We start from the raw sequence: 22,942 nt of genomic DNA on the forward strand, positions 1-22,942 counted from the left end.
CCAGCCCGACGACGGACGGCCCGGGCACCGAGGCCGACAGCTTCTCGCTCACCGTGTTTGACGGCACCTCGTCGTCGGCACCGGCTGCGATCGTCATCGACATCGTCGACGACGTGCCCAATGCGGTCAACGACACCTGGGCGCCGGTAATCACAACTGCGACGGTTCTCACCGGCCTGCTGACCAATGATGCGTTCGGTGCCGACGGCGTCGATACGGACAATTCTCCGGCAGCGGGCCAGGTAACTGTTACCCAGCCGGGCCACGGCACAGTGACCTACAACAATAACGGCACTTTCACCTATACGCCGACGAACGGATACAACGGCGGCGACTCCTTCACTTATACGATCAAGGATGGTGACGGAGATACATCAACCGCAACTGTATCGCTGACAGTGAACACCAACGATGCGCCGGTTGTGGCAAATACCGAAAACTGGATGTCGAGCGATCCGGCACAGGAAACCCTGAGCACGCCCAGCTATCTCAACGGCTATCCTCTGCTGGTCACGATCCCGACGGATGCGGATGGCGACAACCTTATCGTCACCGCCACAGGGACAATCCCTGCAGGCACGTTCTATTACAACGGCGTGACCTATGTCGCTCTGACCGCAGGCACCGTGCTCTACAATCCGTCAGGCGGCATCAATTTGCTGGACGACCTGGTCTATCGGCCGACGGCGACAGTGACCGACACGGTCAACAATAACCTGTCGCTGGATGTCTATGACGGCACCGTGCACGTCACACAGACTGTCGGCATTCACGAAGTGCCGCCGACCAGCTTGCCCAGCGACACCGCGCAGGTGGGCGATGGCAACAGCCCTCTTACCTCCGGTAACGACCAAACGCAGACTCTTGCTCTGTCACAGGCGACGGTGAGCGCGATCTTGGCAGATCCTCATGGCTCAACGGTTGTCCTCTACACCGATTTCCAAAAATCGCCATTTGATACGCCAATTCCCCTCAACGAGCAGAATCCGGGTGCGTTTGGTGATAGCAGCGCAGGATCGCACCGCGAAGAAGAGGTGCAGGTCGAAATCAGGATCGGCACCGACCGCTTTGTCGTCGTCGAAGCCGATACGACCGCGGCGAAGTTCGAGCAGAGTTGGACCTACGACTCGGCCACTGGACTGATGAAGGCCACAGTCAACTACGATAATGTCTTCCTTCTGAACAGCAGCGGCGTAGCCACAACCACGACGCTTGCAGATTATCTGATCGCGCATCCACCGACGGCTGGCGACGCGTGGACTCTTTCCTATCTCGACAACGATGGCGGCAGTTGGCAGGCTCGCAGTGTGAAATTCGAGTTCTTCTCCCACGATCCGGGCGATCCCGGGATCACGGTGAACGGCGATGCCACGCTGGCCGACCAGATCTACGGAACGTCTGGCATCGACCATCTCAATGGCAATGGCGGCAATGACGTCATTATCGGCAGGGGAGGTAATGATTTCCTCAGCGGCGGCGCCGGCGATGACCTTCTTATAGGAGGTCTCGGCCAGGATAATATGACCGGCGGCACCGGTGCAGATACGTTCAAGCTTGACGGGTTGGATATCAAAGACATCATCTCCGACTATAGCGGTGTCGGTGGCGAGGGCGATAAGATCGACCTGACCTCCTTGTTCGACACTGCCGCCGGAGGCGGCAATGTCGGCGACTTCGTGAACTACAATTCCGCGACGAATACGCTCAGCGTCGACGCCGACGGGTTGGCCAACGGCGCTAATTTCGTCGACGTGGCAACGCTGACGAACACGCCCGTCACCAACACGATTACGCTGCTTTACGATGACGGTGTAACCCAGCACACGACCACGGCAAATGTGGTCTAGGCCATGGCGCGCGGCCGGATGACTATGCTATGCATTCGAACGGTAGAGGGGAACTCATCATGAAAAGTACTGAAAAATTGCTGGGTGCGGCGCTGTTGCTGGCGGTTGGATCGACCAGCCAGGCCGCCGACATCATCGAAGGCCGGTCGGTCGACTATTGCCGCACCGTCGGCACGTCCAACCTGGTGCTGACCGACAACATCGTCGATCTCAGGACCCAGGTGGTGAAGCTGATGGACGAGTCGGTCGCCGCCGCCAACAGCCCGGAGTGGATCAATTCATCCCGCCCCGTCTTCGTCTGGGCGTCGGAAGCCAAGGTCGCCTGCGGCATGGCCTATGGCTATCTGAAGACGAACTATCGCGACGAAGACACCCTCAACAAATGCGAGTGTTTTCATGATCGCATGGTCGAGTACATGAACTGACCGAAAAGGCCGAAGACGCGCAGGCCGGCTGGCGATGATGGCCAGGAAAGAGCTGTTTGCGGTGATCGCGCTTGCGGCCGCTGCGGCACTGTCGGGCTGTCAATCGAAAGGCAGCGTATCCGAAGCGCTCGATCAGGCGGTCATCGTCGCGCCAAACGGGCAGGAAGCCAGCACCGCTGCCCTCGCGCTTCAGGCAACGCAGTCGCTCGGCACCGGTTCGACAAAGGTTGCGATGCTGCTGCCGCTGTCGGCCCCCGGACCCGCGGGGGAGACTGGCCGGAAGATGCTCGATGCGGCCAAGCTTGCCATGACCGACCTCGGCAACCGGCTGCTGTCGCTGACGATCGAGGACACGCGGGGGGACAGCGCCTATGCCAAGGACCTGACGGTAAAGGCGATAACGTCGGGAACCAAGGTTGTCATCGGCCCGACTGAGCTGCCGGCGGCGCAGCATATCGCCAAACTGTCGGGATCGAAGCGGCCGCCGGTGCTGGCGCTTGCCGACAATTTCGCCGGCGGTCCCGGCGTTTACGCCGTGCGCCTCAGCGAAGCCGACAGTGCCGCAGCGGGCGCTGCCGCCATCGCCGTCAAGGGAGCCAGGAAATTCGTGCTGCTTGTCGCGGCGGGTGCGGATGCCGGCGCCGTGGAGAAGCGCGTCGCGAACGCCCTCAGCATCTATGGCGCGACGCTCGCGGTCACCGTGCCCTATTCGGTCGCCGACGGCGGGGCCAAGGCGGTTGCCGACATGGGTTCCCTGGTGGACGCACCCGAGGCCGTCATCGTCGCCAGTGGCGACGGCAGCCCGTCAGCAATCCTTGCCGCGCTGAAGTCGAAGGGCATTCCGGGCAAGGCAACCTCGCTCGTGGGGACAAACCGTTGGCTGGAACACCCGATGGATCCGCTGTTCGACGGCGCCTATATCGCCGCGCTCGACCCGGGCGAAACGGGACCGATCGCCGATCGCTTCAAGACGACATTCAGCTACCAGCCCGACGTCAATGTCGCCTACGCCTATGATATGGTTGCGCTGACTGCGGGGATCGCCAGCGCGGTTGGACCTGACGGCTTCAGCAAACAGGTTCTCGAAAATCCGAGCGGGTTTCGCGGATCGACAGGCTTGTTCCGGTTTCGCGCCGACGGATCCAGTGAGCGATCGATGCCGTTTTATCGGGTTGAAAAGGGTGCGCTCAAACTGGTTGCCAAATCGACGTCGGGTTTCTGACCAGCGGCAAGCCGCCTTGGAGCCTCGCCCGAACTCAGCGTACGCCTGATGACAAGGCCGGGGCGCACGGCGATTGTGCTCGGAGGCCTCGAGCTTGTCGCCGGCAGCCTCTTGATCCTGCACGCAAGGACGCTGTTGCCGGCCGATAGCGCCGTTCCTATACCGGCTCAGTACATCAGCGGCGAGGGCCCAACCGGTCCGGTTGCGGACGATGCACAAAGACGACAGTCGGCCCGCAAGATCGCTCAGAACCTGATCGCACCGTCGCAGCTCGACGTGTCACAAATCCAGCGGATCGAACCGCGCCCGCCGCTTGGCGAACTTGGCCTCGCGTCGCATCCGAAAACGCCGATGCTCGGGGGCTGGCGGGAAATGCTCCTCTACCGGCCCGCGGCGATATCGTCCGCCATCTTCGAATCGATGGGACGGACGGTGGCCATCAGCGGCGTCGAGGGCATCGGCCCGGATAAGACCTGTTCGTTTCGCGACGTCGCCTGGCCTTGCGGCCAGTGTGCCCGCGCAGCCTTCAATTCATGGCTGCGCGGGCGCGCGCTGAAATGTTTGGAGCCGCCGGAAATCGACCGTTTCGCCATCGCCGCGCCATGCAAGTTGGGCAAGCAGGATGTCGGCGCCTGGCTCGTATCCAACGGCTGGGCCTCCGCCTTGGCGAGCGGCATCTACGGCAAGTCGGAGGCGACAGCCAGGGCGGCTGAGATGGGTATATTCGGTACGCCTCAGTAATCGGCCCGCTTTTTGTGTCTTGTTGGCAACCGTCATCATGACACCGGTTCAACTGCAGGTAGAGGCAGCGGCGCGAGTTGTTTTCAGCCAGCACTAATATTTCGTTTATTAACCGTTGAAGCGCAATTTGTTCACGGCAGTCCCGTTTTGTCCGCGTGGCCATTTGGTTGGAGACATTTAGGCCGAATCATTCAAATTGTATTGTTCCTTGCGACCAAAATTGTAACTTGCCGGCCCTATGCCAGCCCATCTGACAGGAGATCGGCTCATGAAGACACCAATGGCGAACACCACCCCTACCCAGGCATGGAAGAGTGTCGCATGGGTGACCTTTCTGGGCACCGCCGGGAGTTTGGGGGTTTCGCTCGTCCTCAACTATCTGCTTTTGTTCGCCGAGGGGCTGACGCCATTCGGCCGCAGCGTGATCAGCGCCACGCTTCTGCCCGTAATCATCGGCCTGCCGCTTTTCCTGCTGATCGGCTGGAAGCAGATCGAGGCCCGCCGCTACCGGCAGGAACTCAACAGGTCGGCGACCTATGACAGGCTGACAGGTTGCCTCAACGGGACGGTATTAACATCGATGATCGAACGGAGGGCAAACAAGCAATCGGAGCAGGGTCCACGCTCCGGCGCCTTCCTGGTCATCCATCCCGAGCATCTTCGATCCATCAATCTTCGCTTCGGCCTCGGATGGGGCGACGAGGCCCTGCGGCTCATAGCGTCGACAATCCAGTCATCGGTGCGCAAGGAAGACCTGGTCGGACGCATCGGGACGTCCATGTTTGGGGTCTTTCTGCCCGGGGCGACCGAAGAGAATGCCAAGGAAATCGGCGAACGCATCCGGGCAAGCGTGGGGCAAGTCTATTTTGCGCCGAAAGGGACAGTGGACGTGCTGGCCGTAAGTGTCGGAGGCGTCGTGTTCGAGCACGAGCTGGAATTCGACGACATGTTTCGAACCGCTGAACAGTGGTTGTCGGGACCCCGGGATGAAAGCCTTGTATTTTCCCGAGTGCAGGGCTAGCGGGCGCCCGCTCGAACCGGGAACGGGCAAATGGCGAGCGCAGTGCCGCATGAGAAATGGCCTTGATGCAGGATGGCGAAAATGATCGTGACCACGTCGGGATTTTCCGAGCTTGTGCAATTCGCCTGAACGGTGCCTCATCCTTGTGTCCTGATCGCGGAAACAGATTGTCGCCGATGATGATGCAGAAACAAAGGTCCTAGCATGCGAAGGATATCGCGTAGGACTTTTGCTCAGGGAGCCTTGGTAGGTCTTTTGCCCTGGGTAGGTATTTCCTATCCAGGGAAGGCGAACGCCAAACCTGCCGCCGGCGTGATGATAATCGCAGACGCCAAACCGGCGGCGACGCTCGTGACCTCGGATCAGCCAACAGAATCGGTACAGTACGCTGCCGAGGAGCTCGCCTGGCATATCCAGAAAGCAACCGGCCTGCGGCCTGCGATCATGACCGAGAAAGCCGTTTCGCCAAAACGCGGCAACCGACTTATTTTTCTGGGAGATACCCGTTTCGCCCGCAAAGCGGGGGTCCGCTTCAAGACATTGACCCCGGAAACCTGTGTCATTCGAAGCGTCGGCAGACATCTGTGCATCGCCGGGTTCGACAGCCCCGGCAATCCACTCGACACGGACACATCCGTCGGCACCCTTTTCGGCGCATACGAGTTTCTTGAACGTTATCTCGCAGTCCGATGGCTGTGGCCAGGTGAACTGGGGACGTTTGTTCCGAAAGCAAAGTCCGTCGTCGTCCCGCCGGTTGACTACATCGTCGCGCCTCAATTCATGCAGCGTCACGTTCGCTCCGGTGCGAAGATGACGAGCGAAGCGCATCCGGAATTGGGATTCACCGCCGCAGCGGCAGATGAATACAAGAAGGCACAAGCCGTCTTTCTGCGCCGCCACCGAATGGGACGCCGGCAGCCGATGAGCTACGGCCATGCCTTCGTCAAGTGGTGGGAAAAATACGGCGCAGAGCATCCCGAATGGTTCCAGCTGGTCAATGGCAAGCGGGGACCGGTAAGAATTGGCAAGCGCTCCTCTATGTGCATTTCCAATCCGGGTCTCCGGGAAGAGATCGTCGCACAGTGGCGCCAGCACGGCGGCGCGCAGTCCGGACGATTTCCAAGCTTTGTCAATGCCGTCGAGAATGACATTCCCGGACAGTGTGAGTGCGCGGTATGCAGGGCGCTGGACGGCCCCGAGCCTGCCGACTATCGGAGGTTCATTTCGCCGAAGTCAAAGATCGCGAAGTTGCCGTTCGTGTCGGACCGGTACGCGCGTTCCTGGCTGGCCATACAGCAGATCGCCGCGAAAGATAATCCGAACGCAACCGTGGTCGGCTACGCCTATTTCAACTACTTCGCCTCGCCGACATCGGGCGTGAAGTTGAACCAGAACATCCTGATCGGGTTTTGCCCATCATCGTTGTTCTATCCACGCAGCGACGAAGAACACGAGTGGATGAAGAGGCAGTGGCGGGGATGGGCAGACACCGGCGCGCAGGTTTTCATGCGCACGAACTACTTCCTCGACGGCTATTGCATGCCGTACATATTCGCCCACCAGTTTGCCGACGACTTCCAAAACGCAGCGCGCAACAGGATGGTCGGAACCGACTTCGATTCGCTGACCGGCCATTGGGCGGCGCAGGGGCCAAACCTTTACCTGCTGATGCGTCTGCAGACGCACCCGGGGATGGCGGCCGATGCGTTGCTGGCAGAATATTATTCGGCCTTCGGGCCCGCGGCCGACGACGTCAAAGCCTATTTCGATCATTGGGAGGCATACACGTCGAACGGGCGCTCCAATCGCAATGACATTTTTGAGACTTATAGGGCTTCCCGCTGGCGAAGCTGGGCGAAAACGGCGCAGGCGGTGTATCCGCACCAATGCTTCGCGTCAGGTGAAGCCTTGCTCGCCAAAGCCGCGTCGTCCGCAGCAGCCGACCCGGAGGCTGCGGAACGGGTGAGGTTCCTGCAACTCGGCCTGGAGCACGCAAAACTATGCTCGCAAGCCGCCGGCAAGCTTACGCTCGGCGAAGCAAGCTCCACCTATGAGGGCGGCAAGGCGGAGCTGGACGCATTGCTGGAATTTCGCCGCGCCCACGAGCGCACGTGGATCTCCAACATGAATCACTGCGCGTGGGTCGAAAGCCAAAGCTGGATCCTTCCGAATCCCGCGGCTGAAACGCCTGACCTGGATCCTGACTGAAACGTCCACTCGATCGGAAATGCCGCCACCAACACGGCGTGCGCCGAGACCGCCGGAAATGGCGCGCCCGAAGAAATGAAACTGGGCACCGCTATGTTATTGCTACGCCTATTGATTTCTAAAATCATGTTTCGAGTACGGGACTGCTTCGCGCCAGGAGCGGTCGCTAAAACGATCAAGGCCGAGCGGCCGGAGCCGACCCATTTGCGACCTTTAACATAACGGCTAAGGTGCGCTGCTTAGCGGAGGCAGCTCTTCAATGGATCAGCCGTTTGTGTCGCGGACATTTGTCGTGGGTGAGCAGGAAGTGGTATGCCAATTTCAGCGACCAGTACCCAGAGATCACGATTATCGTTGTGACTGTCAGATCGCTTTTCCATCAAGGAAGCGGGCATTCCACGGCTTTGGTATTGATGAAGTTCAAGCACTTCTTCATGCCATGCAAAATGCCCATGCTGACATTCTGGTGTCAGATGAGTATCAGAACCAAGGGCTGATGTGGCTGGATATGCGAGAACTTGGACTTCCCTTGGCAGGCGGTCTGTCGACTGAAGATTTTCTCAAATCACTACGAAACAGCAGGTAACCACCAATATCGGAAGTCGCTCAATCCGTTATCATGCGCCCGAAGGCGCGTGAGGAGATCACTTTGCTAGAGATCGAAAGAGCTACCGCCGTCGAGTTCGATGAGAGGGTCAATCTCGCTCTCAAGCACCTCTTCGCGGCTGCCCGGAGCTGAAAGGCAGCATCGATCCCGAACATTTCCAAACCTTCGCAAGGGCGCTCGCACATGCTTGCAGGGAACTCGACATGGGAGTTCTCGAACCAATTTATCGCGTTCATCCGGATTTTGAGGCCGGCCCATCTGCCCCGAACAATCACGATGCAGGAGTTCGAGAAGGACGACTGATTGACCGCTAACCACCCTCTAGCGACGTTGCCGCCGTGCAGCGGTAATGACCGGTAGCGGCCTAGAGAATGTCGTTCCCAATCCGAGGCAAACTGAGGATGCGAATGCTGCTCAGAGCCTTCGACGGCATCCTTTGAGAACAGAATTCTGTCTGCTGTCTGAAGCGATGTGTTTTCACACAGCCAGGGTCAGATTCAGACTTTGGCGCCCAGCTTCGTTCCGGAGTGGTGGAAAATTGGCGCGCCCGAAGAGATTCGAACTCCTGACCCCCAGATTCGTAGTCTGGTGCTCTATCCAGCTGAGCTACGGGCGCGCAACAGGCCATGCTTAACATGGCCCGCGATCCGATCCTGACGGCCGGCCGCGAATGTGACGTGTTCCCTAGCGACTGAATTTCCGAAAAGCAAGCCGATCCGGCAAAAGTTTTGTCGCAGGCGTTCCGGGCGGTCTAGATCAAGCCGGGCGGCGCAGGCCGCCGCGGGCCTGGTCGAGCCGGACCGGCTGGTCGGGAATGGTGACTGCGAATGTGGTGCGGCCGCCAATCGATTCGACCAGCTCCACGTTGCCGCCGTGGGCGCGAATCAGCTCATGGGCGATGGCAAGGCCAAGGCCGGTGCCGCCGCTGCGAGCCGAACCGCGAAACGCCGCGAACAGGTTATCGCGCGCTTTCGGCGGCAGGCCGGGGCCGGTATCGGTGACGACGATGCGGCTGACGCTGCCCATGCGTTCGGCCGACACGGCCAGTCGGCGCACTAGGGCGCTCTCGGTATCTGCCGCCATCGCCTGCACGGCGTTGCGACAAAGGTTGGTGAGCACGCGGAACAGCTGGTCGGAATCGGCATCCACCTCGAACGCGGTATCGACGGCATTGACGAACTCGATGCCGTCTTCGATGTCGAGCAAGCCTTCGACGTCGTCGATCAGTTGGCGCAGCCTCAGCCTGCGGCGCGAGGGCGGCGGCTCCTGGGTGCGGCCATAGGCAAGTACGCCTTCCGAGTAGGACACGGCACGATCGAGCGCGCGCAGCAGTTTCGGCGCGAAAGTCTGCACCGTCGGGTCGCGGACCTGGCGCAGACGGTCCGACATCAGCTGCGCCGAGGCAAGGATGTTGCGCATGTCGTGGTTGATCTTCGATACCGCGAGGCCAAGGTCGGCGAGATGCTTCTGCTCGGACAGCATCTTCTGCAACCGTTCCTGCATCAGCGACAGCTCGCGCTCGGCGACGCCGATCTCGTCCGCGCGAGCGGCCGGTTGGATGATCCGCCCGGGGTCGTCGGGCGCCTCGGAGAAGGACAGCATCGAGCGCGTCATCGTCCTGATCGGGCCGATCATGATCAGGTCTATCGCGGCATAGACCAGCATGGCGGTGAACAGCGAGATCAGCAGCGAGACGAAGGCGACATTGCGCGAATAGATCAGCATGGCATTGCGCAGGCTCTCATCGGGCATGATCAGCTCGAATTCCTTGTCGCTGTCGCCGACCGGTCCGAAAACACGCAGCATCCGCTTGCCGCCGAAAAACAAAGTGTCCAACGCGCCGGTCATGCCCTTGATCATGCCGGTACGGGCGATATCGATATGCGAGTCGACCTTTGGCGGCATATCGGCCACGACCAGAAGCCGCGAAACGCCGCCATCGCGCACGGCGATCGCCTTGGCGCCGATCGCCATCAGCACGTCGTTCTGGGCGGCGCGCGAGAGCGATGCGGGTTCGCCTTGCAGCAGAACGATCGATACGGCCGCAGCCGTGTTCAGCCTTTCCTTCAGCCAGCTCAGCCGGTAGCTAGCAATCCAGGGCAGGAAGATCAGGACCTCGGCCAGCAGCACGAAGACGATGGTGAGCAGCAGCAGCTTCGTCGACAGGCCACGCGCCAGCGGCACCGTGCGGGCGGCGGTTTTCGCCGAGCCGGCGTTTTCATCCGTGGATGGGACTTCACTCATGCTGCAGTCTTCACAAACACTTGATCGGCAAGATTAGGCGATTACGGCTTTTTTGCCAATTTCATCCTTCGTCGCACGGCGGCAGACCCGCAAGACCGTGGCGATCGGCCAGAACAGCGCCGGCCCGACAGCGCTGGATTGACTTCCAAAATCCTTCTTTCTATAAGCCCGCACACGCTCGGGCCATTCGTCCCGGCGCGGTTTCGATCGCGCCTAAGCCGGCCCAGCAAAGCTCCTGTTACAGAGTGACAGAATCAAGAAGGGCCGCACGCCGCGGTATTAAAACAAATGAAGCGTACCTACCAACCGTCCAAACTCGTCCGCAAGCGTCGGCATGGTTTCCGTGCCCGCATGGCCACCAAGGGTGGTCGCGGTGTTGTCGCAGCCCGCCGCAACCGCGGCCGCAAGCGGCTCAGCGCCTGAACGGAACGAGATTGTTGCCCGCAACCGGAAAGCCAGTGGGACCAAATCCCAAGCGGCTTCTGAAGCGCGCCGAATTCCTTGCCGTCCGCCGTGGCGAAAAGCGCCGCGGGCGGCTTTTTCTCGTTGAGGTTCTCGACCGCGGCGATGGCCTGTCGCCGCGCGTCGGCTACACCGTTACCAAAAAGGTCGGCAATGCGGTTGCCCGCAACCGCATCCGGCGGCGGCTGAGAGAAGCCGTCCGTACGCATGCGGCGGGTGACATGGAGCCTGGCAATGATTATGTCATCGTCGGGCGCGAAGACGTGCTTACCATTCCGTTCGGCCAGTTGAAGGCCGAACTCTCCCGCCGACTGCGCGGAACACGATAGGCCAAGGGCTTCGATGGAAAACAACCGGAACTTCTTCATCACCATCGCGCTGTCGGTGCTGATCCTGACGCTGTGGCAGGTGTTCTACATGAACCCGCGCGTCGAAAGCCAGCGCGAGGCAGCCCGCATCGAACAGCAGCGGGTGGAAGAACAGAAGAAGGCGGCTGAGCCCGCCAATCCCGCCGGCAACGCAACGCCAGCGCCGCAGCAAGGTGCCATTCCGAATGCGCCGGGCAGCGACGGCACGACGCCGGCCGGCCGCGAGCAGGCGCTTGCGGCGAGCACGCGCGTCAAGATCGACACGCCGAGCCTGTCGGGTTCGATCAACCTCACCGGCGCTCGTCTCGACGACCTCCGGCTCAAGCACTACACCCTGACGGTCGGCAAGAATTCGCCCGAGATCGAACTGCTTAACCCGTCGGCACTGCCCAACGGCTACTATGCCGAGATCGGCTTCGTCGGCAACGACAAGACCGGCACGGTGCCTGGTCCGGAGACGGTATGGAGCGTCGACGGCAATGCGACGCTGACGCCGGCGACGCCGGTCACGCTGACCTACGCCAACGACAAGGGCCTGGCCTTCAAGCGCACCTTCTCGGTCGACAGCCAGTACATGTTCACGGTTTCCGATACGGTGCAGAATTCGGGGACCGCTGCCGTCTCGCTGTCCAACTATGGCCGTGTCACCCGCTTCGACAAGCCGGCCGTTGCCAGCACCTATGTGCTGCACGAGGGCCTGATCGGCTTCACCGGGGCGGACGGGCTGCAGGAACACAAGTACTCGTCCATCGAAAAGGACAAGCAGTATACGCCCGGCAAATCGACCAACGGCTGGCTGGGTATCACCGACAAATATTGGGCGGTGACGCTGGTGCCGACCGAGAAGCAGCCGTTCCAGCCGCGGTACGCCTATTTCGAGGATGGCCGCCATCGCTACCAGTCCGACTTCCTGACCGACCCGATCTCGGTCGATGCCGGCCAGTCGGCGACGGTGGAGTCGCTCGTCTTCGCCGGTGCCAAGGAAGTCGGGACGATCAATGCCTATGCAAAGGATCGCGACATCGAGAGGTTCGACCTGCTGATCGACTGGGGCTGGTTCCACTTCATCACCAAGCCGATGTTCTGGCTGATCGACACGCTCTATAAATTCTTCGGCAATTTCGGCCTGGCCATCCTTGCCACCACCGTCATCGTCAAGGCCATCTTCTTCCCGCTGGCCAACAAGTCCTATGCGTCGATGGCGAACATGAAGAAGGTGCAGCCGAAGATGCTTGAGATCCGCGAGAAATACGCGGACGACAAAATGAAGCAGCAGCAGGCGATGATGGAGCTCTACAAGACCGAGAAGATCAATCCGCTCGCCGGCTGCTGGCCGGTGGCGCTGCAAATCCCGGTCTTCTTCTCGCTCTACAAGGTGCTCTACATCACCATCGAGATGCGGCACGCACCGTTCTTCGGCTGGATCCAGGATCTGGCGGCACCAGACCCGACCTCGCTGTTCAACCTGTTCGGCCTGCTTCCCTTCGCCGCGCCGGCATTGCTGCATATCGGCATCTGGCCGCTGATCATGGGTGTCACCATGTTCCTGCAGATGCGCATGAACCCGACGCCGCCGGATCCGACGCAAGCGGCAATCTTCACCTGGATGCCTGTCATTTTCACCTTCATGATGGCGGGTTTTCCTGCCGGCCTGGTCATCTACTGGGCCTGGAACAACACCCTGTCGATCCTCCAGCAGGGCGTGATCATGAAGCGCCAGGGCGCCAAAATCGAATTGTGGGACAATCTGGCGGCACTGTTCCGCAAGAAACCGTCGCCGGCGGAATAGGCGGCGCCCCCGATCCATCCACACCGAATTCAAGAAGCCCCGGTTCATCCGGGGTTTTTTGTTGCCGGGGATTGCGACCGTCAGGTGAAACTTTGAGGTGCTGCGCGCCGTAACTGCATGGCTGCTCGTCCGGCAGCGTGAACTTCGGCCTTGCGAGGACGAGGCCATGGATTTTCGCGTCGGTCGCGTTTTCGCTTCGGAAGATACTTTGCCAAGGTGACGGCTTCCGGTGCACAGGCACCGGTGTTTGGGAGGCCGTTCCGGCAGACCGGGGTCCTGCAGGACTTCCACAGGACCCCGGTTGTCTCAACCCGTACAATCGGCATTCGGCAATTGACCGCAGCCCTGCAGGCAAATGCCGGCGCGGGTGGACGCAGCCGCAGCCCGTCCCTATAAGCTCCGTTTCTTTTCAGGAATGATCCGCCGAGATGAAGGGCGGTAAGGACGATCCGTTCCGCGTGCCGTTGGTGCTGCCCGGCGGATCGCGCTAATTTGGCCTTGCCTGCCATCGGATTTGACGGAGCCAGACCATGATCGGACCCAACCCCAACATCAAGCACCCGATCCCGATGCACACGCGCGTTGGCTTCCTCAAAGCGTTGGTCGCGGCGCCGAACATCGAGGTCGGCGACTTCACCTATTATGACGATCCGGACGGGCCCGACAAATTCGCCGAAAAATGCGTGCTGCATCATTATTCGTTCATCGGCGACAGGCTGATCATCGGCAAGTTCTGCGCCATCGCCGAGGGCGCGCGCTTCATCATGAACGGCGCCAATCATGCCATGTCGGGCTTTTCGACCTATCCGTTCAACATCTTCGGCCATGGCTGGGAAAAGGGTTTCGACCCGAAGACATGGTCGAAGGAATTACGCGGCGACACGGTGGTCGGCAATGATGTATGGATCGGCATGGAAGCGGTTATCCTGCCCGGCGTCGAGATCGGCCACGGCGCCATTGTCGCGGCGAAGTCGGTGGTGACCCACGACGTGCCGTCCTACGCGATCGCCGCCGGCAATGCGGCCAGGGTGGTGAAGATGCGTTTCGACGACATAACGATCAGGCGGCTTCTGGCGGTGGCCTGGTGGGATTGGCCGGTCGAAAAGATCAGCCGCAACCTCAACGCCATTCGTGGCGCCGACATTTCTCTGCTGGAGGCAGCGGTTTGAACGCATTGAACAAGACTGTGATCGGTGCCGAATTGTTCACGCGGGCGTGGATCTTCATCCGCGGGGTGCCGGCGATGAAGTTCCTGCCGCCCGAGGGGCCGCCGGAGATCGCCTTTGCCGGCCGCTCGAACGTCGGCAAGTCGTCGCTGATCAACGCGCTCGTCAATCAGAATGGGCTGGCGCGCACCTCCAACACACCAGGGCGGACGCAGGAGCTCAACTATTTCGTGCCGGACGGGTTTTCCGGCGAAGGCGCCGACCTGCCGCCATTGGCGCTGGTCGATATGCCCGGCTATGGCTACGCCAGCGCGCCGAAGGAGAAGGTCGACGACTGGACGAAGCTTGTCTTCGACTATCTCAAGGGCCGCGTCACGCTGAAGCGCGTCTATGTGCTGATCGACGCCCGCCACGGCGTCAAGGCCAAGGATGACGAGGTGCTGTCGCTGCTCGACAAGGCGGCGATGTCCTACCAGATCGTGCTGACCAAGACCGACAAGATCAAGGCGGCCGGCGTGCCACGGCTGATCGAGGAAACGCTGGCGAAAATCAAGAAGCGGCCGGCTGCATTTCCGTCCGTTCTCGCCACGTCGTCGGAAAAGAGCGAGGGCCTGGAAGAGCTTCGCGCCGCGATCGTGCTGGCGGCCAATGGCGGCTAAGCGCGACGTTGCGGGTCAGGCAGCGTTCGATGCCTCTTCTTCGGCAGCAAGCTTTTTGGTGCCGTAGGCCTTCAGGAAAACATCGACCCCCGATCTGACCACATGTTCGATCTCGGCCTTGCTGGGAGCTTCGGTGCGATAGGCGAATATGCATTGTCTGAAAAGGCCGGCCAGGGACAATTCCGTCAGCTGATAGGCGGCAAGGTCGACATCGGCGATCTCCAGCAGGCCGCGTTCGACGGCGAGGTTGAGAAAAGCCATGACCTTGTCGTGGCCGCGTTTTGGGCCGCGCTCGTAAAACCGTGCGCCAAGTTCGGGAATTCTCTCCGACGCGCCGATCACCGTGCGTTGCGCCAGAATGACCTTGGCCGACGTGATCTTGGCCGAAAGCGCTGTGCCGAACCGCACCAGCGTCGCCCGAAGGTCGCCGGTCTGCTCGAGCACTTCGTACATGTTCTTGAAGATCGTTCCGCGCTCTTCTTCGATCAGCGCCTCGAACAGCTCTTCCTTGTTGGCGAAGTAGACATAGATCGTGCCCTTGGAGACGCCGGCCTCGCGGGTGATGTCGTTCATCGACGCCGCTTCGAAGCCCTTGTCGATGAACACGCGACGCGCGCCCTCGATGATCTGGCTGCGCTTGACCGGGTCCTGTCCCGCCGCAGGGCGGCCGCGACGAAGGCCGTCCAGCAAATCGCACTGGTCCTTGTCGGCGTTGGGTAACGGTTCGGCCATAGGAATCACACCTCGCAAATAATTCGAACCGATCGGTTCGATTCCCCCTTGATATGGGCCTCTTTTCGCGCTAAGTCAATGTCCACATCGAACCGAACGGTTCAGTATAACAGCTTCTCCTAAAGAGAGATACCATGTCCTCGACCGAGCCCGCCACAGCCGAAGTCCGCCCGTTTCCCAGTGCCAAGACCGCGCCGGCAATCGAAGCCCCGAAGGTGCCTGCACCGCCGGCAATCGACACGCCTGCCGAGATCCCGGCCAAGAAGAAGCGCTCGGTACGCTCCATGCTGCTGCCCATCATCGCGCTTGGATTGCTGGGCGCGGGCGCCTGGTACGGCTACGACTACTGGACCGACGGACGCTTCATGATCTCAACCGATGACGCCTATGTCCAGGCCGACATGGCGTTCATTTCGCCGAAGATCTCCGGCTATGTCGATCAGGTCAAGGTGACCGAGAACCAGCAGGTGAAGGCCGGCGACCCGCTGCTGACCGTCGATGACGGCGACTACAAGATCGCGGTCGCGCAGGCCGAGGCGCAGATCGCCACCTTGAGCAAGACGCTCGACCGTATCGACGCCCAGACCGCGGCGGCGCGTGCCTCGCTTCAGCAGGCGCAGGCGCAGAAGACCGCCGACAAGGCCGCGGCCGACAATGCGGCGCGCGCCGAAACGCGTGCGGCCCAGTTGCTCAAGACACATGTCAGCACCCAGGCGCAACTGGATGACGCCCAGACCGCGGTCGAGCAGGCCAATGCCGCTCTTGCCGGCGCCGACGCGCAGATCGCCGCGGCACAGGCCAATATCGGCGTGCTCGAAGCACAGCGCGCGGAAACGGCAAGCACCTTGGCGTCGCTGCAGCTGGCGAAGGACAAGGCCGTGCGCGATCTTTCCTTCACCGTGCTGCGTGCGCCGTATGACGGCGTCGTCGGCAACCGCTCCGTCGAGCAGGGCGACCTGATCAGCCCCGGACAAAAGCTGGCCGTGATCGTGCCGATGGACAAGCTGTACATCGTCGCCAACTTCAAGGAGACGCAGCTGGCCCGGCTGGTGCCTGGCGAGAAGGTCAGGGTTTCGGTCGACGCGATCGACGGCCAGGATTTCGAAGGCACCGTCTCGTCGCTGGCTCCGGCCTCCGGCGCGGTGTTTTCGTTGCTGCCGCCTGAAAACGCCACCGGCAATTTCACCAAGGTCGTGCAGCGCGTCCCGGTGCGCATCGATGTGCCGGCGGATGTGCTGAAGACAGGTAAGCTTCGCGCCGGCCTCAGCGTCATCGTCGCTGCCGACAGCCGCACCGCGCCCTCCGCGTCGGCATCGAAGTAGGCGGGAACCACGGAGCAACGTCATGGTGACCGCAACCCTGACTGCAGGATCGGTGCCGGCGGCGCCGGCGAAGCCGGTCGACCACATCGAGCCGCGTCGCATCATTGCCTTCCTGGCGATGGTGTTCGGCATGTTCATGGCGATTCTCGACATCCAGATCGTCTCGGCCTCGCTGGCCGAGATCCAGGCCGGCCTCAGCGCCAGCTCCGACGAGATCCCGTGGGTGCAGACCGCCTACCTGATTGCCGAGGTGGTCATGATCCCGCTGTCCGGCTTCCTCAGCCGGATGCTGTCGACCCGCGTGCTGTTCGCCGTTTCGGCGGCAGGCTTCACCGCGGCCAGCGCGCTGGCGGCGACCGCCACCAACATCGACCAGATGATCGTCTACCGCGCCATTCAGGGGTTCATCGGCGGCGGCATGATCCCGAGCGTCTTTGCTGCCGCCTTTACCATCTTCCCGCCGTCGCGCCGCGCCATCGTCTCGCCGATGATCGGCCTGGTGGCGACGCTGGCGCCGACCATCGGCCCGACCGTCGGCGGCTATATCAGCCATGCCATGTCGTGGCACTGGCTGTTCCTGGTCAATGTCGTGCCCGGCATTCTGGTGACGGCAGCGACCTGGTCGCTGATCGACTTCGACAAGCCCAATCTCGCTTTGTTCCGCAAGTTCGATTGGTGGGGCCTTGCCGGCATGGCAGCCTTTCTCGGCTCGCTGGAATATGTGCTCGAGGAAGGCCCGAACAACGACTGGCTTCAGGACCAGGCCGTGTTCATCTGCGCCATCCTGATGACGGCCGGCGCGGTGCTGTTCTTCTGGCGCGTGTTCACTGCCGAGGAACCGATCGTCGACCTGAGGGCCTTCAGCAACGTCAACTTCGCCTTCGGTTCGCTGTTCTCCTTCGTCATCGGCATCGGCCTCTACGGCCTGACCTATCTCTATCCGGTGTTCCTCGGACGCATCCGCGGCTACGATTCGATGATGATCGGCGAGGCGTTGTTCGTCAGCGGTCTGGCGATGTTCTTCACCGCGCCCATTTCCGGCATCCTGTCGCGCAAGATGGACCCGCGCCTGATGATGATGATCGGCTTTTTCGGTTTCGCCGCCGGTACCTTGCGTATGACCTATCTGACCGCCGACTGGGATTTCTGGGAGTTGCTGGTGCCGCAGATCCTGCGTGGCTCCTCGATGATGCTGTGCATGGTGCCGATCAACAACATCGCGCTCGGGACGCTGCCGCCGGAGCGGTTGAAGAACGCCTCCGGCCTGTTCAACCTGACCCGCAATCTCGGCGGCGCGGTCGGCCTTGCCGTCATCAACACCGTGCTGATCGATCGCAATGCCTTCCACTACGCCAGGCTGGCCGAGCACGTTGAATGGGGCAGTGCCGAGGCACAGAGCAAGCTGCAGAACATGACGCTCGACTTCCAGCAGAATGCTGATCTTGACGCTTCGAAAGCTGCGATCTCCAAGCTGTCGGGAATGGTCCACCAGCAGGCGGCGCTGCTGTCGTTCATGGATGTTTTCTATCTGCTGACGGCGCTGTTCGCCACACTGGCGATCTTCACCCTGGTCATCCGCAAGCCGGCAGAGCCGGCCGGCGCGGGCGGCCGACACTGATCGCGCAAATCAAAGCGCCATAGCGTCTTCTGCGCGTCCAAAAGGACGCGCGTCGCAGCAGATCAGGCCGTGGCCGGCTTGAAGGTCAGTGCCACGCCGTTAATGCAGTGGCGCAAGCCGGTCGGCGGCGGACCATCGTCGAAGACATGACCGAGATGGCCGCCGCAACGGCGGCAATGGACCTCGGTGCGGGTCATGCCCAAGGAGCGGTCGACGGTCTTGCCGACGGCGTTGTGAATCTCCTGCCAGAAGCTCGGCCAGCCGGTGCCGGAATCGAACTTCGTCTCGGACGAATAGACCGGCAGGTCGCAGCCGGCGCAGTGGAAAATGCCCTTGCGGTGTTCGTTGAGCAGGGGACTGGTGCCAGGATATTCGGTGCCTTGCTTGCGCAGCACATTGAAAGCCGCGTCGGACAGGATGGTGTGCCACTCGGCCTCGGTCTTGGTAATTTCGAAGGTTTCCGCTGCCCGCGCGTCGGGCGCTCCACCCAGGCGCAACATCGCTGCCGTGCCGGCCGACAATGTTGCGACCGCGGCGCCGCTCAAAAGAAAATCGCGACGGTTCATCACCATTCCTCCTGTCATTCTTGCTAAATTCGACCGTCACAGGGAAATCAAAAGCCGGTGACGCCCTTGGACTGAACCTAGACTAAACGGGCACTCCGCACCGGCTCCCACGCCTGGAGCGGAGGTGCGGAGTGTACGCTTGCCGATTGCGCGGGTCACGGGAGCGGGACGCCGCGCAATCGAAGGGTACGGCCATATCTTCGCTGGCCGCGAGCCCTTTGTTACATCTTCGGCAGGAGAACCTTGTCGACGACGTGGATGACGCCGTTGGACTGCTCGACATCGGCGATCGTCACCTTGGCGAGGTTGCCGTTCTCGTCGGTCACGGTGACCTTGCCGCCTTTGGCCTTGAGCGACAGTTCGCAGCCGCCGACGGTCTTGACCTTGTGCGTGCCACCGTCAGCCTTGGCCATCTTCGCGACGTCCGCCGCCAGCGCCTTGGCGTCGATGACATGGCAGGTCAGGATCTTGACCAGCTTGTCCTTGTTCTCGGGCTTGAGCAGCGTCTCGACGGTGCCCGCCGGAAGCGCTGCAAAGGCCTCGTTGGTCGGCGCGAACACGGTGAAGGGGCCGGCGCTCTGCAGCGTCTCGACCAGGCCGCCGGCCTTGACGGCGGCGACCAGCGTCGTGTGGTCCTTCGAGTTGACGGCGTTCTCGACGATGTTCTTGGTGGCATACATGGCGGCGCCGCCGACCATTGGATTTTGGGCATAGGCGGCGGTGGCGAGCGCGGAAATGGCGACCGTACCGGCAAGCAAAAGGGTGGCGAATTTACGCATGATATTCAGCTCCTGAGGTTATCGTTTCCCATCCTTGGGAACGAAGAGAGATACGGAGCTGGAGTGCGTGAGTTTCGGTGCGCCCAAGAAAATTTTATGTTATCGAAAGTTTTTCCAATCCGAGGTATGCTCTGGCTGATATCGTCCGAGAACCATATCGCGTCGGCAGATAGTTTTTGAAATCTTCTTGTAGGGAGGAGGAGCGAGGTTCCGAGAGCCGATCAGATGCTCTTCAGATCGCCCACGGCGACGACCGGTCCGGTCGGCTGGCCGGTCGGCGAGCCGCCGGCTGGCTCCAGGCTGACCGCGAGCACGGCGCCTTGCGCAAGCTTTTGCTGCATGGCCGGCGAAATGGTCATGTGCGCGGTCTGACCGTCGGGGATGACGCCGATCGAGACCGGCGGGTTCTTGCCTTCGATCATCCACAATTCGAAGTCCTTGCCGGCGGCACGCTCGCCGGAGACATGAGACAGGCCGACATCGCGATGGGCGGTATCGTAGACGACGAGGTATTTGACATCGCTGCCATCGGCAGCCAGCGAGGCAACAAGCCGCGGCTGTTCGACCGGCGGATTGACGTAAGGCACGGCAATGTAGATCGCCAGCGCCGCGACCGCCGCCGCGGCAAGGCCGCGCCAGAAGGGAAGGCTCGACCAGAGGCCGGCGCGGGGCTGCGTGGTTGCGGTGGATGCGAACAGCCGGCGATCGATTGCCGGCTTGACCGTGGCCGGCGGCGCTATCTCCGGATAGGCGGCAGCCATCGGCGACAGGTACAGCTCCCAGGCCTCGACGAGACGGGCGAAGCCGGTTTCCGCATCGATGCGCCGGGATACGATCTGGCGTTCGTCCGCTGCCAGCACGCCAAGAACATATTCGGCTGCAAGCAGATCGTCGCCGCCACGTTCCGGTCCGTTGTCCTCAGCCAGCGTCATCTTTCCAGACATTCCCTGAGTTTCAGCAGGCTGCGCCGCAGCCAGGTCCGCATCGTGTTCAACGGCACGCCATGGCGTTCCGCCAGTTCGGCATAGCTTTCGCCGTTGAGATAGGCGCCGCGGACGGCCGCCGCCCGATCCTTTTCCAATTCATCGAGACAATGATAAATACGTTCGGCTTCACCACCCGCCACAACCATTGCCTCCGGCCCCGGCGCCGGATCGGCCACGTCGAGCGCGTCATCGATATTGGCGGCAGGCTTGCGTCGCGCCCTGATGCGATCGATCGCATGATTGCGCGCGATGGCCACCAGCCAGGAGATCGGGCTTAGATCCGAGACTGCGAAACGGTCCGCCTTCGTCCAAATCTTGACGAAGACCTCCTGAAGCGCCTCTTCTGCATCTCCCCGGTCCTTCAATACACGAAGGCAGACGCCGAAAAGTTTCGCGCTGGTCTGCCGGTAGAGCAGATCGAAAGCAGCCCGGTCCTTCATTGAAGTCCGGACGATCAGCTTGCTGATGTCCCCCGGCGTCATCGCGTCAAATTAGGCGATCGCGATATATTTGCAACGGCGGAAAAACCATTGTCCACCTGAACCCTGTTGTGCCCTTGCCGGTAGTTCATACGTCGATTGCCAAGGAAGTCGCCTGTCGCTAGCCTCGGCGAAGCGGGGGAAAACGGCAATGTCGGTTGAACGGATCCTGTGGGAGCATGACGCAACCGGCCTGGCTGGCCTGGTACACAAGGGAGAGATTTCGCCGCAGGACCTTGTCGATGCGGCGATCGCGCGGGCCGAGGCAACCCGCTCCGATATCAACGCTATCGCCGAGCCGCTCTATGACGCGGCGCGGACGCGTGCAAAGACCGTCGACCGCAAGCTGCCGCTTGCCGGCGTGCCGTTTGCGCTGAAGGATCTCGGCATCGCCATGAAGGGCGTGCCGACGCATGGCGGCAGCCGCATTCCGGCTTTCACGGCCGATTTCAATTCGGTGATGACCGAGCGCTACCTCGCCGCCGGCCTCATTCCGATCGCTACCAGCACCTCACCCGAACATGGGTTGAGGCTGATGACCGAGTCGGCCGCCTTCGGCATCACCCGCAATCCGTGGAACACGGCGCACACCACGGGTGGCTCGTCAGGGGGGTCTGCGGCTTTGGTCGCTGCCGGCGTCGTACCGGTGGCGCACGCCTCGGACGGCGGCGGCTCGATCAGGGTGCCGTCGGCCTGCACCGGACTGGTCGGCCTGAAGACCTCGCGCGGCCGCGTGCCGCTGACGCCGCTGATCACCGAGAGCTGGTACGGCATGGTCGTCGACCACGCAGTCGCGCGCTCGGTGCGGGACTCGGCCTTGCTGCTCGACCTCAGCCACGGCCCGGATCCGCTGTCGCCCTACGCCGCGCCGCCGCCGAAAGGCAGCTTCGCTGCCGCCGCCGGACGCGACCCGGGCAAGCTCAAGCTCGCCGTCTACCGGAAATCGCCGCTCGGCCTGCCGATATCGGCCGAAACGCTCGCAGCGCTGGACACGGCCGTGGCCTTGGCGCGCGAAGGCGGCCACAGCGTCGAGGAGATCGACATGCCCTATATCGGGCGCGATTTCATGGTCGATTTCTGCAAGACTGTCGCCGGTGCAGTGGCCGGCACGATAAGCGCCGAAGCGCTGCGCGTCGGCCGCTCCATCTCCGGCGACATCGAGCGCGCCACGCGGGTGATGAGCCGCTTCGGCGAAATCGTCTCGGCCGGCGACGTCTATGCCGGCCTGCAGCGGCTGCACGCCACGTCGCGCCAGCTGATCGCGGAGACCGCGCAATACGACGCCGTGCTGATGCCTGTTATCGCCCATCCGCCACTCGCCTGCGGCGCCATGGACCCGAAAGGGGTAGACGAATTCATCGAAGACATGCTCGACAGGCTGCATTTGACCCGCCTGCTGAGACTCAAGCCGCTATTCGGGCAGTTGATGGACAAGAGCCTGTGGTTCACCCACTGGCCGGCGATCCAGAACGTCAGCGGCCAGCCGTCGATCTCGCTGCCCGTTTATGTCACAGATGCCGGCCTGCCGCTCGGCATCCAGGCCGCCGGCCGGCCCGGTGACGAGGAAACCTTGCTGTCCTTCGCCGCGCAGATGGAGAAGATTTCCGGATGGCTGAAGCGGCGGGCGCCCCTGCAAATACCGGCATGAAGCAAATACCGGCATGAAGAGAGGCCGATTTCAACTGATGTGACAGCAAAGCC

At 61.7% G+C, this 22,942-nt stretch carries 21 protein-coding genes and 1 tRNA gene; 15 read left to right on the plus strand and 7 right to left on the minus strand.

Going from position 1 to position 22,942, the window contains the following annotated elements; all coding sequences use genetic code 11:
* The 7 genes from EN859_RS17550 to EN859_RS17580 all read left to right on the plus strand — a co-directional run.
* A partial coding sequence (locus EN859_RS17550; protein ID WP_189502038.1) for an Ig-like domain-containing protein occupies positions 1 to 1,847 on the plus strand: 1,847 nt, incomplete at its 5' end.
* A 59-nt stretch (positions 1,848 to 1,906) separates the two neighbouring features.
* Entirely contained in the window at positions 1,907 to 2,272 is a 366-nt protein-coding gene (locus EN859_RS17555; protein ID WP_127854145.1) for a hypothetical protein, read from the plus strand.
* Positions 2,273 to 2,306: 34 nt separating this feature from the next.
* Positions 2,307 to 3,494, plus strand: coding sequence for an ABC transporter substrate-binding protein (locus tag EN859_RS17560; RefSeq protein WP_127854146.1), 1,188 nt, complete (start codon positions 2,307 to 2,309; stop codon positions 3,492 to 3,494).
* A gap of 48 nt (positions 3,495 to 3,542) precedes the next feature.
* Positions 3,543 to 4,235, plus strand: coding sequence for a thermonuclease family protein (locus EN859_RS17565; protein ID WP_127854147.1), 693 nt, complete (start codon positions 3,543 to 3,545; stop codon positions 4,233 to 4,235).
* A gap of 268 nt (positions 4,236 to 4,503) precedes the next feature.
* Entirely contained in the window at positions 4,504 to 5,256 is a 753-nt protein-coding gene (locus EN859_RS17570) for a GGDEF domain-containing protein (RefSeq protein ID WP_127854148.1), read from the plus strand.
* Positions 5,257 to 5,499: 243 nt separating this feature from the next.
* Entirely contained in the window at positions 5,500 to 7,464 is a 1,965-nt protein-coding gene (locus EN859_RS17575; RefSeq protein WP_189502040.1) for a DUF4838 domain-containing protein, read from the plus strand.
* 259 nt (positions 7,465 to 7,723) lie between these two features.
* Positions 7,724 to 8,050: a hypothetical protein gene (locus EN859_RS17580; RefSeq protein WP_127854150.1), complete on the plus strand. Its 327-nt coding sequence runs from the start codon at positions 7,724 to 7,726 to the stop codon at positions 8,048 to 8,050.
* 560 nt (positions 8,051 to 8,610) lie between these two features.
* Here EN859_RS17580 and EN859_RS17585 read toward each other — a convergent pair.
* Together EN859_RS17585 and EN859_RS17590 are read right to left on the minus strand one after the other, a co-directional pair.
* Positions 8,611 to 8,687: transfer RNA gene (locus EN859_RS17585), tRNA-Arg, on the minus strand.
* 140 nt (positions 8,688 to 8,827) lie between these two features.
* Complete coding sequence (locus EN859_RS17590) at positions 8,828 to 10,315, minus strand: HAMP domain-containing sensor histidine kinase (protein ID WP_127854151.1); 1,488 nt, start codon at positions 10,313 to 10,315, stop codon at positions 8,828 to 8,830.
* Between the two features lie 288 nt (positions 10,316 to 10,603).
* Between EN859_RS17590 and rpmH the strand changes: the two genes are divergently transcribed.
* The 5 genes from rpmH to yihA all read left to right on the plus strand — a co-directional run bounded on the left by rpmH (position 10,604) and on the right by yihA (position 14,759).
* Positions 10,604 to 10,738 (plus strand): 50S ribosomal protein L34, encoded by a 135-nt coding sequence (gene rpmH / locus EN859_RS17595; RefSeq protein WP_008833937.1) that lies wholly within the window; start codon positions 10,604 to 10,606, stop codon positions 10,736 to 10,738.
* A gap of 14 nt (positions 10,739 to 10,752) precedes the next feature.
* The gene (rnpA, locus tag EN859_RS17600; RefSeq protein WP_127854152.1) at positions 10,753 to 11,106 is read left to right on the plus strand and encodes a ribonuclease P protein component; all 354 of its coding nucleotides are present in this window, start codon (positions 10,753 to 10,755) and stop codon (positions 11,104 to 11,106) included.
* A gap of 13 nt (positions 11,107 to 11,119) precedes the next feature.
* On the plus strand, positions 11,120 to 12,934 hold the full coding sequence (gene yidC / locus EN859_RS17605) for a membrane protein insertase YidC (protein ID WP_127854153.1): 1,815 nt from the start codon (positions 11,120 to 11,122) through the stop codon (positions 12,932 to 12,934).
* Positions 12,935 to 13,464: 530 nt separating this feature from the next.
* Positions 13,465 to 14,103, plus strand: a complete 639-nt coding sequence (locus EN859_RS17610; RefSeq protein WP_127854154.1) for a CatB-related O-acetyltransferase — start codon at positions 13,465 to 13,467, stop codon at positions 14,101 to 14,103.
* Positions 14,100 to 14,759: a ribosome biogenesis GTP-binding protein YihA/YsxC gene (gene yihA, locus EN859_RS17615; RefSeq protein WP_127854155.1), complete on the plus strand. Its 660-nt coding sequence runs from the start codon at positions 14,100 to 14,102 to the stop codon at positions 14,757 to 14,759. Before EN859_RS17610 ends, yihA begins: the two co-directional genes overlap by 4 nt.
* 15 nt (positions 14,760 to 14,774) lie before the next feature.
* Here yihA and EN859_RS17620 read toward each other — a convergent pair whose 3' ends face one another.
* Positions 14,775 to 15,491, minus strand: coding sequence for a TetR/AcrR family transcriptional regulator (locus EN859_RS17620; protein WP_127854156.1), 717 nt, complete (start codon positions 15,489 to 15,491; stop codon positions 14,775 to 14,777).
* 134 nt (positions 15,492 to 15,625) lie between these two features.
* Between EN859_RS17620 and EN859_RS17625 the strand changes: the two genes are divergently transcribed.
* Positions 15,626 to 16,813 carry an HlyD family secretion protein gene (locus EN859_RS17625; RefSeq protein WP_127854157.1) on the plus strand — a complete coding sequence of 396 codons (1,188 nt, stop codon included), beginning with the start codon at positions 15,626 to 15,628 and terminating at the stop codon, positions 16,811 to 16,813.
* A 22-nt stretch (positions 16,814 to 16,835) separates the two neighbouring features.
* Complete coding sequence (locus tag EN859_RS17630) at positions 16,836 to 18,431, plus strand: DHA2 family efflux MFS transporter permease subunit (RefSeq protein ID WP_127854158.1); 1,596 nt, start codon at positions 16,836 to 16,838, stop codon at positions 18,429 to 18,431.
* A gap of 62 nt (positions 18,432 to 18,493) precedes the next feature.
* On the opposite strand, the gene msrB is transcribed toward EN859_RS17630, so the two are convergent.
* From msrB to EN859_RS17650, 4 genes are all read right to left on the minus strand, one after another.
* A complete protein-coding gene (gene msrB / locus EN859_RS17635; protein ID WP_127854159.1) occupies positions 18,494 to 18,997 on the minus strand; it encodes a peptide-methionine (R)-S-oxide reductase MsrB in 504 nt (167 codons plus the stop codon).
* A gap of 221 nt (positions 18,998 to 19,218) precedes the next feature.
* Positions 19,219 to 19,776: a fasciclin domain-containing protein gene (locus tag EN859_RS17640; protein ID WP_127854160.1), complete on the minus strand. Its 558-nt coding sequence runs from the start codon at positions 19,774 to 19,776 to the stop codon at positions 19,219 to 19,221.
* A 221-nt stretch (positions 19,777 to 19,997) separates the two neighbouring features.
* The gene (locus EN859_RS17645; protein WP_127854187.1) at positions 19,998 to 20,708 is read right to left on the minus strand and encodes an anti-sigma factor; all 711 of its coding nucleotides are present in this window, start codon (positions 20,706 to 20,708) and stop codon (positions 19,998 to 20,000) included.
* Positions 20,705 to 21,244, minus strand: a complete 540-nt coding sequence (locus EN859_RS17650; RefSeq protein ID WP_127854161.1) for a sigma-70 family RNA polymerase sigma factor — start codon at positions 21,242 to 21,244, stop codon at positions 20,705 to 20,707. Before EN859_RS17650 ends, EN859_RS17645 begins: the two co-directional genes overlap by 4 nt.
* 148 nt (positions 21,245 to 21,392) lie before the next feature.
* On the opposite strand from EN859_RS17650, the gene EN859_RS17655 reads away from it, so the two are divergent.
* The gene (locus EN859_RS17655; RefSeq protein ID WP_127854162.1) at positions 21,393 to 22,889 is read left to right on the plus strand and encodes an amidase; all 1,497 of its coding nucleotides are present in this window, start codon (positions 21,393 to 21,395) and stop codon (positions 22,887 to 22,889) included.
* Positions 22,890 to 22,942: the final 53 nt, after the last annotated feature.

The sequence above is a fragment of the Mesorhizobium sp. M00.F.Ca.ET.216.01.1.1 genome (genome assembly GCF_004010325.2).
In the GTDB taxonomy this organism is placed as follows: domain Bacteria; phylum Pseudomonadota; class Alphaproteobacteria; order Rhizobiales; family Rhizobiaceae; genus Mesorhizobium.